Origin of the sequence: Brachybacterium sp. EE-P12 (genome assembly GCF_003711805.1) — a bacterium.
Taxonomy (GTDB): domain Bacteria; phylum Actinomycetota; class Actinomycetes; order Actinomycetales; family Dermabacteraceae; genus Brachybacterium.
In genome coordinates this window covers 515,243-529,273 of the sequence record NZ_QXCP01000009.1, presented here as the reverse complement: position 1 = coordinate 529,273, position 14,031 = coordinate 515,243, and the positions used below count along the sequence as shown (strand labels likewise).

General features: G+C 70.1%; 10 protein-coding genes. 6 read left to right on the top strand and 4 right to left on the bottom strand.

Annotated elements, in window-relative coordinates; translation table 11 throughout:
* The first annotated feature begins 195 nt into the window (after positions 1-195).
* From D1648_RS14695 to D1648_RS14675, 5 genes are all read left to right on the top strand, one after another.
* Positions 196-1,143, top strand: a complete 948-nt coding sequence (locus tag D1648_RS14695) for an ABC transporter permease (protein WP_241155515.1) — start codon at positions 196-198, stop codon at positions 1,141-1,143.
* On the top strand, positions 1,136-2,002 hold the full coding sequence (locus D1648_RS14690) for an ABC transporter ATP-binding protein (protein WP_122943161.1): 867 nt from the start codon (positions 1,136-1,138) through the stop codon (positions 2,000-2,002). The genes D1648_RS14695 and D1648_RS14690 overlap by 8 nt, the downstream gene beginning before the upstream one ends.
* Before the next feature lie 82 nt (positions 2,003-2,084).
* Positions 2,085-3,065 (top strand): SGNH/GDSL hydrolase family protein, encoded by a 981-nt coding sequence (locus tag D1648_RS14685; protein WP_164518736.1) that lies wholly within the window; start codon positions 2,085-2,087, stop codon positions 3,063-3,065.
* A 228-nt stretch (positions 3,066-3,293) separates the two neighbouring features.
* Positions 3,294-5,846, top strand: coding sequence for a hypothetical protein (locus D1648_RS14680; protein WP_122943157.1), 2,553 nt, complete (start codon positions 3,294-3,296; stop codon positions 5,844-5,846).
* A 120-nt stretch (positions 5,847-5,966) separates the two neighbouring features.
* The gene (locus tag D1648_RS14675; protein WP_122943155.1) at positions 5,967-7,502 is read left to right on the top strand and encodes a glycosyltransferase; all 1,536 of its coding nucleotides are present in this window, start codon (positions 5,967-5,969) and stop codon (positions 7,500-7,502) included.
* Positions 7,503-7,637: 135 nt separating this feature from the next.
* On the opposite strand, the gene D1648_RS14670 is transcribed toward D1648_RS14675, so the two are convergent.
* From D1648_RS14670 to D1648_RS14655, 4 genes are all read right to left on the bottom strand, one after another.
* On the bottom strand, positions 7,638-8,345 hold the full coding sequence (locus tag D1648_RS14670) for an SDR family NAD(P)-dependent oxidoreductase (RefSeq protein WP_122943153.1): 708 nt from the start codon (positions 8,343-8,345) through the stop codon (positions 7,638-7,640).
* Positions 8,338-9,024 carry a 2-C-methyl-D-erythritol 4-phosphate cytidylyltransferase gene (locus tag D1648_RS14665; RefSeq protein ID WP_122943151.1) on the bottom strand — a complete coding sequence of 229 codons (687 nt, stop codon included), beginning with the start codon at positions 9,022-9,024 and terminating at the stop codon, positions 8,338-8,340. Before D1648_RS14665 ends, D1648_RS14670 begins: the two co-directional genes overlap by 8 nt.
* Before the next feature lie 227 nt (positions 9,025-9,251).
* A complete protein-coding gene (locus tag D1648_RS14660) occupies positions 9,252-10,490 on the bottom strand; it encodes a CDP-glycerol glycerophosphotransferase family protein (protein ID WP_122943149.1) in 1,239 nt (412 codons plus the stop codon).
* A 2-nt stretch (positions 10,491-10,492) separates the two neighbouring features.
* A complete protein-coding gene (locus D1648_RS14655; RefSeq protein WP_122943146.1) occupies positions 10,493-12,259 on the bottom strand; it encodes a glycosyltransferase in 1,767 nt (588 codons plus the stop codon).
* Between the two features lie 185 nt (positions 12,260-12,444).
* Here D1648_RS14655 and D1648_RS14650 point away from each other — a divergent pair, with 185 nt between their 5' ends.
* Positions 12,445-13,986: a stealth family protein gene (locus D1648_RS14650; protein ID WP_122943144.1), complete on the top strand. Its 1,542-nt coding sequence runs from the start codon at positions 12,445-12,447 to the stop codon at positions 13,984-13,986.
* Positions 13,987-14,031: the final 45 nt, after the last annotated feature.

Here is a 14,031-nt window from a genome sequence, read left to right as displayed (position 1 = left end):
CCGCTCCTGGCCGCGGAGTCGAGCCTCGGCGGGGGAGGGCCTCGCAGCAGTGCGCGCACGAGAGGAGCCCCGACCGCACCGGAGTGAGGTCCGTCGCGCGGATCCGAGGAGAACGGAACGCGTCGTTATGATGAACGCCAGGTTGCGACCGGTCGTGACCGTGAAGCAATGCCTCGGCGAGATTGGAGCTGCGTCTTGACCGTCGACGAGTCAGGGCCGAGCGCCCCGCCTGCACCGCCTGCGCCGCTGGAGAGAACCTTCGACCGGGACTCGGTGGACAAGGCCGTGGCCGACAACCACCTCGAGCAGATCGGGGTGCGTCCCCCTCTCGGCGCCTACTTCCGGGAGATGTGGCGCTACCGCCCGCTCGTCCAGACGATGGCGATCGCCAAGGCCGAGTCGGACAACCAGAACACCTACCTCGGTCAGGTGTGGGCCCTCATCTCGCCGACCATCAACGCGCTCGTGTACGTGCTCATCTTCGGCTTCCTGCTCAAGGTCGGCCGCGAGGGCATCGACAACACCATCGCGTTCATCGTGGTGGGCGTGTTCATGTTCCGCTTCTTCGAACGCTCCGTGATGGCGGGGGCGCACTCGCTGCAGAAGAACATGAACCTGGTGCGTTCGGTGCAGTTCCCACGGGCCGTGCTGCCGACCGCCGGCGTCCTCGCCGAGCTGACGGTCCTCGGGCCGGCGCTCGTGGTCATGTGCGTGATCGCGTACTTCTCGGGATTCCTGCCCATCGCCGGGCGGGTCACGATCGACTGGTACTGGCTGCTGCTGCCGGTCGCGGTGCTGCTCACCTGGGTGTTCTCGACGGGCTGTGCCTTCATCTCCGCACGGCTGGTCGCGCAGACCCCGGACATCGACAACCTGCTGCCGCACGTCATCCGGATCCTCATGTACGCCTCCGGCGTGATCTTCTCCGTGGACCGTTTCGTGAGCCAGTTCAGCTGGGGCTGGCTCATGGAGTATCAGCCGGTGGCCGTCTACCTCTACCTGGTGCGGTCCTCGATCCTGAACGAGACCGCGTACCCGCCGGACGCGTTCATGTGGCTGCTCGGCGTGATCTGGGCGGTGCTCTTCAGCGTCGTCGGCTTCCTGTTCTTCTGGGCAGGGGAGGAGAGGTACGGACGTGACTGACATCGAGGAAGAGGTCGACTTCGAGGTCGACCCCGAGGACCTCGGCGACGCTCCCGCGCTGCAGGTCGACTCGGATCGGCTGTCCCTGCTCGTGAACGACCTGCACGTCTCCTATCGCGTCTTCGGCGCGAAGAAGGTGGGGCACGGCCCTGCCCGGGACTGGGGGCTGCTGGACCGTCTCGTGCGCCGGGGTGCGAAGCAGCCGGCGATCCGCGAGGTCAAGGCCGTCCGGGGCATCACCTTCGCGGCGAACCACGGCGAGGCGATCGGGATCATCGGCGTGAACGGCTCGGGCAAGTCCACACTGCTCCGTGCGATCGCCGGCCTGATCCCGCCCGTCTCCGGCACCGTCCATGTCGCGGGGAATCCGGCGCTGCTCGGCGTGAACGCCGTTCTGATGAAGAACCTCTCCGGTGCCAGGAACATCATGATCGGCGCACTCGCCCTGGGCCTCAGCCGCAACGAGGTCAAGGAGCGCTTCGACGACATCGTCGAGTTCGCGGAGATCGGCGAGTTCGTGAACCTCCCGATGAAGTCGTACTCCTCCGGGATGGGTGCCAGGCTGCGCTTCGCGATCTCCGCCAGCGCCGTCCCGGACATCCTCATGATCGACGAGGCGCTGTCCACGGGGGACGCCGGCTTCCGGGCCAAGAGCAAGGCGAAGATGGACGAGATCCGCGAATCAGCGGGCACGGTCTTCCTGGTCAGCCATTCGCTCGCGACGATCCAGTCGATGTGCACCCGTGTGCTGTGGATCCACGAGGGAAAGCTCGTGATGGATGGGGAGCCGAGGGAGGTCTGCGGCAGCTACAAGCAGTTCGTCGCGGACAGGAAGAGGCACGCCGCGTCGCAGAAGTGACGTGCGCCTCCAGCTCCGGAGTAATGATCGACACGCCCGCGCGCTGTGTCCTCCGACCACGTCGCACGTCTACGATCGCACGATGTTTTCCGCACCGCTCCCCGTCTACCACCTCGGGGACAGTCATGTCCGCTACTTCAAGAAGGCCGCGAAGCTCGGGCTCCTCTCACCGCATGAGCTCTCCGGCGTGGAGGTGGGCGGCGCGACCGCCGTGGGCATGCGGAACCCGAACGCGAAGACGAACGCCCTCGGGCGCTTCCGCGACTGGATCCGGGACAAGCCGCGCAAGGCGATCGTGGTCCTCCATCTCGGCGAGGTCGACTGCGGGTACGTGATCTGGTACCGGGCCGACAAGTACGACGAGCCGGTCGAGCAGCAGATGAGGAACTCCATCGACGCCTACTTCGAGTTCGTCGACGAGCTCAGGGGTCTGGGCTTCCGTCGGATCATCATCACCGGTGCCACCCTGCCCACCATCACCGACGACGACCAGGTGGGCGAGGTGGTGGCGAAGCGGAGCTCGATCACCGCGACCCAGCGGGAGCGCACCGACCTGACGCTCCGGTACAACGCCGCGCTGAGGCACGAGGCCGAGGCACGCTCGCTGCCGTACGTCGACATCGACGACGACGTGCTCGACCCCGGCACCGGTGTCGTCGACGAGCGGATGCGGAACCCGAATCCGAAGGACCACCACATGAACGGCCCGGTGGCCGCCGTCCACTGGGCACGTGCGCTCCGGGGTGCGATCGCCACGTACCAGGCACCCGCTCGGGCTCCACGCACATGGACCTGCACCCACGACACATATCTCAAGGCGTACCCGGGGCACTCGAAGGAGATGCCCGCCGACATGCGGGTCCGGGTCGCCGCCGGCGATGTCGTCTCCGGGGATGCGGTGCGGGAGAAGGGCCAGTACACGGTCGTCCGGGACGCCAGGATCAACGGCGAGCCCTACCCGCTCCTGAGCCTGCTGCACACGCATCACTACGGGCCGGCGATCCGCGCCCCGCGCTCATCCGCGTCGACGACGGGTCGTCTCGGTCGGCTGCTGGGCCTCTGACGCCGTCATGACGAGGCCCCGCCGCGGGATGTCGCCTCCTGAGCCAGGCAGGCAGCATTCCGACGACGGTCTCAGGAGCAGCCCCGGGCCCTCGGCACGGTGCGGGGCGACTGTGCCGGGAGGGCGGAAGGTCGCCTTGTAGACTCCCTGCGATCACCTGTTGTCCACCTTCGTCTGGAGATCCACGTGCCGAGATTTCGACGGCTCCGCCGCCTCGCTGCATCGCGGTTGCCCATCGCCACCAAGGATCAGCTGCGGGACGCAGCTCGATCGCAGGACTGGGCGGAGGCGTACGAGCAGCTCCTCGCCGCCGCCGAGGGGAGAGAGGTCGGCACGCCGCCGGCGAAGGTGCCGTCGACGTCCGTCGCCGATCGCGTGCGCAAGAGCGTCGAGAAGAAGTCCGCCGATCCGCTGATGCGCGCGATCATGCAGGGCAAGGGGCTGGACCGTGCCGCCGCGGAGAGGGTCCGCGCCCTGCTGAAGGAGAAGCGGCTCAACGAGGCGCAGTCGCTCGTCGACGCACTGGTCCGTGACGAGACGACCGCCGCCGCCGGTCACCTCGCCGCAGGGATCGTCGCCGCCTCGCGCGACCACTCCTCGCTCGCGCTGGAGCACTTCGACGCCGCCGATGCCGAAGCGGCGCTGCGCTACGCCCCGCTCGAACGGATCAGGACGCTCTTCGCCGCCGATCAGGCCCGGGGAGTCGACGTCGCGCGCGCCTGGCTCTCCGAGGATCGGAAGTTCACCGCCCGCACCTGGTTCGAGGTGTACCGCCACCTGTTCGTCGCCGACGAGCTCGAGCTCGCCGACGAGGCCTTCGCGAAGACCTCGGCCGCGTACACGACGCCCGCGGAGAAGGCGGGCTGGAAGACAGGTCAGGACGAGCTCGACTGGGGCAGGCGCTGGGTGGGCGCCCGTCGAGGCCAGGACGGCGCGGCCGCCGACGACGGCCACGTCTCCTTCGGTCTCATCGACTACGTGCAGCCCGGGCGCGGTCGTGCCTCCCAGAACATCGGCGATCAGATCCAGACCCTCGCCTCCCTCGGCCACGTCGTCCGGCATCAGGACCTGCGCTTCCACGGGGACGAGGGTGTCGTGGACTTCGTGAGCTCCATGCAGGAGCGGGTGCGTCCGGAGCTGCGACGCAAGGGCGTCTCCGCCGACGTCGACCTCCTGACGATCGACCGGGACTCCACGACGTACCAGGCGATCCCGCCGAACACCTGGCTGCTCGAGTTCGGCTGGCACATGCACTCCCTCTTCGGTCTCGAGGTCTACGACTTCCCGCTGCACCGGAACCTCAACCCGATCTTCGTCTCCTTCCACTGCAGCAAGCGGGCTCTGCTCTCCGACGAGTCGCTCGAGTACCTGCGGGCGCATGCCCCCATCGGCTGCCGTGACTGGACGACGGTCGACCTGCTGCTCTCGCTCGACGTCCCGGCGTTCTTCTCCGGCTGCCTGACCACCACGGTCAACACCGTCTTCCCGGACCTCGAGGAGAAGCCGGAGCCCGCGACGGTCTACGTCGACGTCGCGCGCAGCCCTGTCCCCGAGGGGCACGAGAACGTGAAGCAGTCCTACGGCGAGGTCAAGAAGCGCGACTTCACCGCGAACATGTGGGACGCGGTCGAGGTGCTCGAGCGCTACCGCCGCAACTACACGGACGTCGTCACCACACGCCTGCACTGCTATCTCCCGACCACCTCCCTGGGCTTGAAGGTCGACTTCGAGCCGAAGAACAACGCGGACGTCCGCTTCAACGGCCTGTTCCGCCTGTCGACGGAGGACTTCGACGCGATGCGCTCGGCCATGCGCGATCGACTGGAGCCCGTGCTCACGGCGATCTTCGAGAAGAAGAGCCGCGACGAGGTGTACGAGACGTGGCGTCGGACCGTCGAGCCGGAGGTGGAGGCCGCCCGCGCCCGGCACGCCCGACGTGTCGAGATCCCCGCCGCCGGCGCGACCGCCGCGCAGCTGGTCTCGACGGTCTCGGTGCCGTCGGCGGATGCGCAGGACGACGCGATCGACGTCGTGCTGACGCCGACCCCGAAGCAGCTCGGACGTCTCGCGCCCGTGCTCCGCTCGGCTGCGGACCACACCTCCCGCCCGCTTCGGGCCTGGGTGGTCTCGCGAGCGCCCCGGCCCGATGATCTGCATGTCGACGGCCTCGACCTCCGATGGATCGACACCTCCTCGATCGATGCGGGGCGGGTCGGGGTGCGTGACCCCCGAGCCCTGGACCGGACGCTCCTGGCGCAGCTCGTCCCCGCCGAGCGAGCGATCCTGCTGCCGGTCGATGCCGCCGTGACGGCGGACCTCGACGAGCTCGACGCGATGGAGCTCGGCGAGGCCCTGTTCGCGGCGCGCCGCACCTCCCGCCCGGAGACGAGCGGATTCGCGGTGCTCTACAGCGCCGCACGACGCATGGACCGGAGCCCGGAGACCGCCTACGAGTTCTACCGGGACATCCACGGCCGCCATGTCTTCGACTTCGACGCGTTCGACACCGACGTCATGGTCCTCGATCTCGCCGGCCAGCGCGAGGAGGGCACGAGCGATCAGATCCTGCCGGCGATGGAGCTCTACCACCTGGACGATCGTGATGCGCTCCACTACGTGGCAGGTCCCAGGAGGTGCGCCCTGCCGGACGAGTGGGCCCACGTCCCGGACCGCGAGTCCGTCCAGGACCCGAAGATCCGCCACTGGGCGGACGGCGTGAAGCCCTGGTCCTCCTCCTACGTGACCGGCTCTGAGCACTGGAAGGCGTACGCCGACCGATGAAGCGACCGTGAACGGCACCGCGGCGCCGCGGGCATCCCCACGACGGGGGCCGCGACCCGCGGTGCCGTTCTCCCGGACCGAGAAACGACCTCACCATCGCCGACCTGCGAGGACTGCACCATGGGGCACGATCGCCGAAAGATCTACATCATCGTCCACGAGCTCGGCGCCGCCGGGCGGGCGGGCGCCATCCTCGACCAGTGCCACATGTTCCTGGAGCTGGGCCTGACCCCGGTGATCGTGACGTTCAAGTACGAGCCCGACTACGACCGGCGCATCCGTGAGCGCAGAGGCGCCAACGCCATCCCGGAGGGGGCCGAGACGCTCAACATCCATAAGGACCTGGCGAGCAGGCTCACCGAGGACCCGGATGCGGACTGGTCGCGGGAGGAGGACGAGGACGCCACCGGGCTCACGGTCTCCGAGACCAGGGACGGCGACAAGGTCGACTACCACTATCTCGACATGAGGGGACGGCTCGTCAAGCACCGCCAGACGGTCGGGGGGACCACCGTCAGGACCACGTACTACGCGCTCGGATCACCCCATATCGTGCGCCAGTACGACGAAGCAGGATTCTGCGGGCACGAGACCACTCTCGACGTCGCGACCGGAGCGATGCTCGAGGAGAGGTTCTTCACGCCCGAGGGCCGCTGCTATGCCACGCGCCACCTGAAGGTGACCACGGGGAAGCAGGACGGTGCTTTTCAGCACGACCCCGCGCAGGGGACCTCGATCCGTTACGGGCACAACACGCCGTGGCACACCGCATGGCTCAACGAGGTGCTCACGAGCACATCCCCCAAACCGCTCGCCATCGCCGAGCAGCCCAGCAGCATGCTCAAGCTGCTCGGCACCGATGCCGATGCCTCGGACAGGCTCTACATGTGCCATGCGAACGTCTTCAAGGCGCCGTACACCGTGGGCTCCGAGCTCCGGGGCGACTACGGTCCGCCGCTGAAGAAGCTCGACGAGATGCCTGTGATGGTCGTCCTGACGGAGAAGCAGAAGCAGGACTTCCGAGCGACCTTCGGCGACACCGGGAACGTGGTGGTCATCCCCAACGTGATGCGCGACAAGAGCGGGGTGGGGGATCCTCAGAAGGTGCCCGGCCGCATCGGCGTCGCCAGCCGCCTCGTCGCCGAGCAGAAGCGGCTCGACGACCTGCTCCACATCTGGAAGATCGTCGCGGACGCGGTCCCGCACGCGCACCTGGACATCTGCGGAGGCGGCCCCGACCGGCCCAATCTCGAAGCGCTGACGCGCGAGCTGGGCATCGAGGAGCGCGTGACCTTCAGGGGATGGGTGAAGAACGGGGCGGAGTTCATGGCCAGCTGCGTCGCGACCGTGAACACTTCACGGCACGAGGGGCTGCCGCTCTCCATCGGGGAGTCTCTCGCATCCGGCACGCCGGTCGTGGCCTATGACATCAACTACGGACCCTCCGACCTGATCCGGGACGGAGTCGACGGCGTCGTCGTCCCGGACGGGGACAGAGCAGCGTTCGCAGAGGCGCTGATCCGCCTGCTGAGCGATGAGAAGGCGACGAGGCGGATGGGCCGGGCCGGTGCGCGTCGGATGCAGTCCGACTTCTCGGCCTCGAACATCACACGACGCTGGAAGAAGGCGTTCGCGCTCGCTGCTCGACGCTCGTAGAGGAGTGCCGTGCTCGGTGCGGGCCTCGACCCGCGCCGCCGCCCCGGCGGCGAGCATGCCGTCGCCAGGAACAGAGGACTCCCCGCCCCCGCTGCAGCGGGGGCGGGGAGTCCGATGAGAGGGCCCGTCAGCGCCTCACTGGCGCACGACGATGTTCTCCGAGTCGATGAACCGGCCCACGGGCGAGATGAGCGTCTCGATGACCCGGGCGACGTGCTCGGGCTGCATGATCGTGGTCGGATCCTCCTCCGGTGCGAGCGTGCGGCGCAGGGCCGTCGCCGTGCGACCGGGGGAGAGGCACACCACGCGCGTGCCGTAGATCGCGAGCTCCTCGCGCATCACCTGGCTCATGTTGATCACCGCGGCCTTCGAGGCCGAGTAGGTGAGCCAGCCCGAGCGGCCGTTGATCCCGGCGGTCGAGGCGATGTTGACGATCAGCTTGAACGTGTTGCCGTGGTTCAGCAGCCACTTCACGATGAGGAAGGGCGCGTACACGTTCACGCCCATCGTCTTCTCGAAGTCCTCGATCTCCGCCTGCTGGAGGGGGACCGGGTTCGTGTAGCCCGCGTTGTTGACGAGGTAGTCGATGTTCCCGACCTCCTCGTGCACGGACTCGAGCGCCTCGTGCAGCGCGTCGCGGTCGCCCACGTCCACGGTGCGGGTGACGATCTTGCGACCCACCGGGCTCGAGGCGCGCAGCTCCTCGACGGCCGCGTCGAAGTCCTCGGACGCACGGGCGAACATCACGATGGTGGTGATCGAATCGCTGTTGTGGAGGAAGCGGCGCACGGTCTCCAGACCGATGCCTCGCGATGCTCCGGTGACGAGAGCTGTCTCAGTCATCGTCTTCCTCCTCCGGGCGCAGCAGGAAGCCCGCCATGCGCAGATCAGTGGGCGTGGTGACCTTGAAGTTCACGTCCGAGCCGTCGATGAAGTACACGGGGTGGCCGTACTCGGCGACCAGGGTCGCGTCCTCGGTGAAGACCTTCCCGTCCTGCCTGGCCTGCTCGTGCGCGGAGGTGAGGTCTGCGCGCGAGAACTTCTGCGGCAGCTGCACATTGCGCAGCCGGTCCCGCTCGAGAGAGCCGGTGACCTCGTGGGTCTCGGGATCGACGGGCGCCACCGTGAACGAGATCGGGGTCATCAGGGACACGTTCGCGTGCTCGTCCTCGATGAGGTCCTCGAAGTTCTTGCGGCTCACGAGCGGGCGGGCCGCCTCGTGGATGATCACGTCGTCCTCGGTGCAGTGCGGGAGCATCGCGGCGACCGAGGCATGGCGGGAGTCGCCGGCCTCGACGAGGGTGACCGGGGTGGCGATCGCGTAGTCGGCCAGGACCTCCTCGACGGCGTCCTTCCAGCCGGCGGGGTAGTTCAGGACGATCTGGCTGATCTTCTCCACGCGATCCGCCTGGATCAGCGCGTAGACGAGGATCGGGATGCCCCGCAGCTTGAGCAGCTGCTTGGGCTGATTCGCGCCGATGCGCGCCCCGATCCCCCCGTTCAGCAGTATCAGTGAGTACATGGACGTTCCTTCACATGGTGGTGACGCCCGCCGCGACGGTGCGGCCGGGCGAGCCGTTCCTGGTCGATCCTTCAACTGTCCTGCCCGACTGATGGTTCACCTGCCGGACATCTGCCGGTCACCCTACAAGGTGGAGAGGGCGTCGCCGACGAGGTCCCGGGGCCGGCGGCGCGCCGGATGCCCGGCGGGCGCGCACGGGACGGAGCGCGGCGCACTGCGCCGCAGGCCTACAGCCCCTCCTGCTCCCGGATCTGCTCCCACAGCTCGTCCCGCCGCGCGGACAGGTGCCGGCAGGCGTCGAGGAAGCGCTGCAGGGAGGCGCCGGGGGAGATGTCCCCGAGGTAGTACTCGATCAGCTCGATCCGCTCCTCGTGCAGCGGGTCGTGGGCGAGGATCCCCGTCGCCATCGCCCCCGCGGTGTGGGCCTCGGAGGCGTCCAGGCGCGGCACGAGATGCAGCAGCTCGGTGCCCGCGTCCCGTGAGGCGGGATCGGCGGAGCGGGTGATGATCATCGGCTTGCCGGTGGGAAGCCAGTCCCCGGAGACCGCGGAGACGTCGCACAGGATGAGGTCCGCATCCGCGAAGTCCTGCTGCAGCGATCTATCGGTGCTGACCAGGGCGCGCTCGCCCGCATCGGCGAGCATCCCGCGCAGCTCGCCGTCGGCCTCGCCGTAGGCGGGCACGCGCACCCCCGTCAGCGGATGCGGGCGGTAGATCACGTCCAGGCCCGCCAGGAGCAGGGAGTGCACCGCCTCGACGCCGTGCGAGAGCAGGGAGCTGTAGGCGGCCGTGGCCTGCCCGCCCTCCCAGGTCGGCGCGTACAGCACCGTCGGCCGGGAGGTGGTGCGGGGCTGCACCTCGGCGGGGTCCGTGTCCCGGGAGGGGCGGCCCACCGGGATGCAGCGGGCCGGGGCGTCGAACAGGGTGGTGTGCCGCTCGAGCCGGTCGATCGCCGCCTGCCCCGCGACGAAGGAGTAGTCGTAGGCCTTGATCTGGTTCGAGACGGAGACGACCTTGTCCGAGTCGCCGTGCAGCAGCGAGACGTGGATCGCGGAGCGGGAGCGCAGCGCGGCCGTGTTCAGCGGGTTGTAGTTCACGTACAGCACCAGCTTCGTGCCGCTGCGCAGGATGATCGCATCCAGCGTCGCATCCAGTGCGATCGTCACCACCGGCACCTCGAGCTCCGCCCGGATCACCGCGGCGGTGCGCGAGTCCATGCACACCACGGTCACGCCCTGGGCGCGGTGCAGCTCCCGCAGCGGCCCGTACCAGCTCTGCAGCTGGTAGAGGCTGTCCAGCGTGTCCGGGAAGTAGACGATCACCTCGCCGTCCAGGGTGCGATCGGCCAGCGCGGCGTCGTCGCCGATCCCGTCCGGCATCCCGCCGGGCAGGAGCCGGAAGCGGCGCAGCACCTTCCCTCCGAGGCTGCGCACCCGGCGCCTCAGCGCGTTCCCGCGAGCGGGCATGGTCAGTTCCTCTCGGTCGCGGTGGCGTCGGACACGGCGTCGAACAGCGCCGCCCAGGAGCCGTCGGTGGTGCGGCGCGGCAGCGCCGCCCCGTAGCGACGGCGCAGGGACCGCCAGCTGCGCGCCAGGCCCAGATGGGAGCGCAGCACGCGGCGGAGCATGCGGCGCATCGCCGTGCCGCGCACCGCGAACGCCACCTCGACCCCGCCGGTCCCGTCGGTGACGACCACCGCGTCGGCGCCCAGAGTGGTGCGCCAGTGCACGTCGTCGGCGTGCAGGGAGATGATCGTCCGGGGCGGCCCCTCCGGGCGGAGCATGCGAGCCACCGCCCGAGCGACGCCCACCGGCAGCGGCAGCGCGGTGCTGCGCGTCGGCGTGAGGGCGCCGGGCAGGTCGTTGCCCCGATGCCAGGCCTGCACCACGAGATCGCCGTCGGCACGGGCGCGCTGCAGATCGCTGCCCAGCCAGGCCTCGGGCCCCGCGCGCATCGCGTCGACGCCCTCCTCCCACAGCTCGGCGGTGAGCAGGTGCCCGGCGAGCACGTGCTTGAGCTGGTGCAGCAGCGAAGAGGCGATCACGCCGCGCCCGGCTCCGTACGCCGCAGCGATCGCGAGCCGGTTGCGGTGCAGGATCCGCGCCGTCCACGTCATCTGGGTGCGGTAGGCATTCCACGGCGGGTGATGGACCGCGGTGCCCGGCAGCACGGCGTGGTCGTAGCCGTGCGCGGTCGCCCGCAGCCCGTACTCGGCATCGTCCCACTTCAGGAACAGGGGAGCGGGCAGGCCCAGCTCGGTGACGGTCCCCGGCGGCAGCAGCGTCCCCCACCAGCCGGTGTAGTTCGCCGGCCCGGCGGAGATCACCGCGTCCCAGTCCGCGGGGGTGGTGCCGGCGAGGTCGACGGCGCCGCGCATCCGATCGGCGCTGCGCCACTGGAAGGCGCGGGCGTCGACCCGCTCGGTGTGGGCGAGCAGCTGCGTGGGGCGGGCGGAGGAGAACAGCGGCGTGCCGAGGATCGTGGGCCGTGCGGCCAGCGCCTGGTAGGTGAGCATCCGCCGCAGCGACTCCTCGGAGAGCACCGCGTCGTCGTCGGAGAGCAGCAGGGCCGCACCGGGATCCTCGGAGGCCTCGAGCATCCCGCGCGCATAGCCGCCGGATCCGCCCAGGTTCGGCTGGGTGATCAGCTCGATCTTCGGGTGCTCGCGGCGCAGGCGGGTGAAGGCCGGCAGGTCCTCGAGCGTCCCGCCCTGATCGATCACGAGCACCCGCTGCACGATCCCCATGCGCGCGAAGCGCTGCGCCTGCGCGACCGCGTCACCCTCACGCAGACGGGTGGGCATGATCACCGTGACGGGCGGCAGCTCGACGCCGCCCTCGACGCTCCAGGTGACCGAGTCCGCCGGCCCCTCGACCCAGAACCAGTCCGGGCCGTCGACGCTCAGGGGCAGCGCCAGCTCCGCCACACCCGAGGCGAGAAGACGGCCTCGGCCGGCGCGGGCGCTCCAGACCTCGGCGGGACCGCCCTGGATCCGCAGCGTGACCGTCGCCTCGCCCAGCACCGTGCGCCATGCGGCGGCGGGCAGGGCCTGCCCCCACGCCCCGGCGTCGGAGTCGGCCGTCCATGTGCCCAGGACCAGCGGCTCCGCCGCCGGATGCGAGGAGGAGGGCGGGGCGGGCGGGAGCCCCGACGGCTGGGAGGCTCCGGACGAGCGCGCGGACCGTCCGTCCTCGGTGCTCGGGAGGCGACGGCCCGAGGAGCTGCGCAACACCATGCGTCGACCTGCCTCCCTTCGGACGTGCTCCCGGCAGCGACGCGTGCGGCCGGGACCTCTGCGTGCACACGCGCGGCATGCGACGCCGGGATTCCTCGCGGATCCCGGTCGTCGGACTATAACAAGGTGAACGCCAGGTGAACGGGAGGTCTGTGGGCGAGGCATCACCCATAGACTGTCCGCCCGTGAACCACCTTCGTCGACGCGCCGCGAGCCTCTGGCGGGGCGACGCGATCCGGGGTGCGAGCCGTGCCGCCGGGAAGCTGCTCCCGGCCCCGCACGCAGGGGCCGTGTGGGCGGGGACGCGCAGCGGGCCGCGGCAGGCACTCGACGTCAGCGCACCGGACCTCCATGCCCTGCGGGGCGAGGTGCTCGACACGGTCCTCGCCGTGCTCGCACCGCTCGAGCCGGTGCTGCTGCCGCCCGTGCCCAGGATGGCGTGGCGGATCGCCGTCCGGCAGCAGGACGCCGCGGCGGCGCGTGCCGCGCTCGGGACGCTGCCCCCTCACTGGGAGGTGCTCACCTCGCGCGACGGGCGGGGGATCTCGCTGCGCCCCCACTTCGCGGCGGCCGGCCGGGAGCTCGAGCGCACCCCGGACCTCGAGCTGAGGATCACCGTGATGACGCGCAGCGGGGACGTGCACGTCGGCACCGTCGACGGCTCCCCCGGGCGGATCGACGCCGAGCAGTGGGAGCGGACCTCGCGCGAGAGCCTCGCCCCCGAGCGGCGCCGGTACGGCCCTCCCGTCCCCCGGATGCCGATCGACGCCGTCTACACCTGGGTGGACGGGGCGGACCCGGCCTGGCGCGCCCGGCGCCAGGCCGCGCTGCGGCAGGGCGCCGACGGCGACGTGCCCCCGGTGCACCCCTCGGCCACGGACGAGAGCAGGTTCACGAACTCCGACGAGCTGCGCTACTCCCTGCGGTCCCTGCATCGCAGCGCCGGCTGGGTGCGGCGCATCCATCTGGTCACCGACGGACAGGTCCCCTCCTGGCTGCGCCTCGACGACCCGCGGATCCACGTCGTGGACCACCGCGAGATCCTCGGCGGCAGCCGCTTCAACTCGCACGCCATCGAGTCCGCGCTCCACCGGATCCCCGGCCTCGCCGAGCACTACCTCTATCTCAACGACGACGTGATGTTCGGGCGCATCGCCCACCCCGGCGACTTCTTCGCCGCCGAGGGGATCTCGCGCTTCTTCCCCTCGGACCTGCCGATCGACGCCGGACCGGCCTCTCCCGCCGACCCGCCGATCATGGCCGCGGCCAAGAACGGCCGTGACCTGCTCGAGGCCCGGTTCGGGATGGACGTGCGCACGAAGATCCGCCACACCGTCCATCCGCAGCTGCGCAGCGTCGCCGAGCAGATCGAACGGGAGCACCCCGAGTCCGTGGCCCGCACGCGCGCAGCGCTGTTCCGCTCCGCCGGGGACCTGTCCATCGCCGCATCCCTGCACCACTGGTACGCCTACGCCCTCGGGCGAGGAATCCCCTCCGGCGTGAACTACCAGTACGTCGACCTCGCCTCCCCGCAGGCGGCGCAGACCCTCGACGCCCTGGAGTCGCTGCGCCGCTACGACACCTTCTGCCTGAACACGGAGGAGAGCGCGCTCGAGCCGTCCATGCGGGATGAGCTCGCACGCTTCCTGCGGAGATACTTCCCGGACCCCGCCCCCTGGGAACGCGCCCCCGACGCGGAGCAGGCCGTGCACGCGGACTCCCGGTGACATGCCGGCCCCTGCTGCGCCGGAAGGGCATGGCGAGGCGCCCGG

Excerpts from the sequence above, each read along its gene's own strand:
- D1648_RS14685 (WP_164518736.1), top strand. The coding sequence starts at position 2,085 with ATGTTTTCCGCACCGCTCCCCGTCTACCACCTCGGGGACAGTCATGTC.
- D1648_RS14675 (WP_122943155.1), top strand. The coding sequence starts at position 5,967 with ATGGGGCACGATCGCCGAAAGATCTACATCATCGTCCACGAGCTCGGC.
- D1648_RS14670 (WP_122943153.1), bottom strand. The coding sequence starts at position 8,345 with ATGACTGAGACAGCTCTCGTCACCGGAGCATCGCGAGGCATCGGTCTG.
- D1648_RS14665 (WP_122943151.1), bottom strand. The coding sequence starts at position 9,024 with ATGTACTCACTGATACTGCTGAACGGGGGGATCGGGGCGCGCATCGGC.
- D1648_RS14660 (WP_122943149.1), bottom strand. The coding sequence starts at position 10,490 with ATGCCCGCTCGCGGGAACGCGCTGAGGCGCCGGGTGCGCAGCCTCGGA.
- D1648_RS14655 (WP_122943146.1), bottom strand. The coding sequence starts at position 12,259 with ATGGTGTTGCGCAGCTCCTCGGGCCGTCGCCTCCCGAGCACCGAGGAC.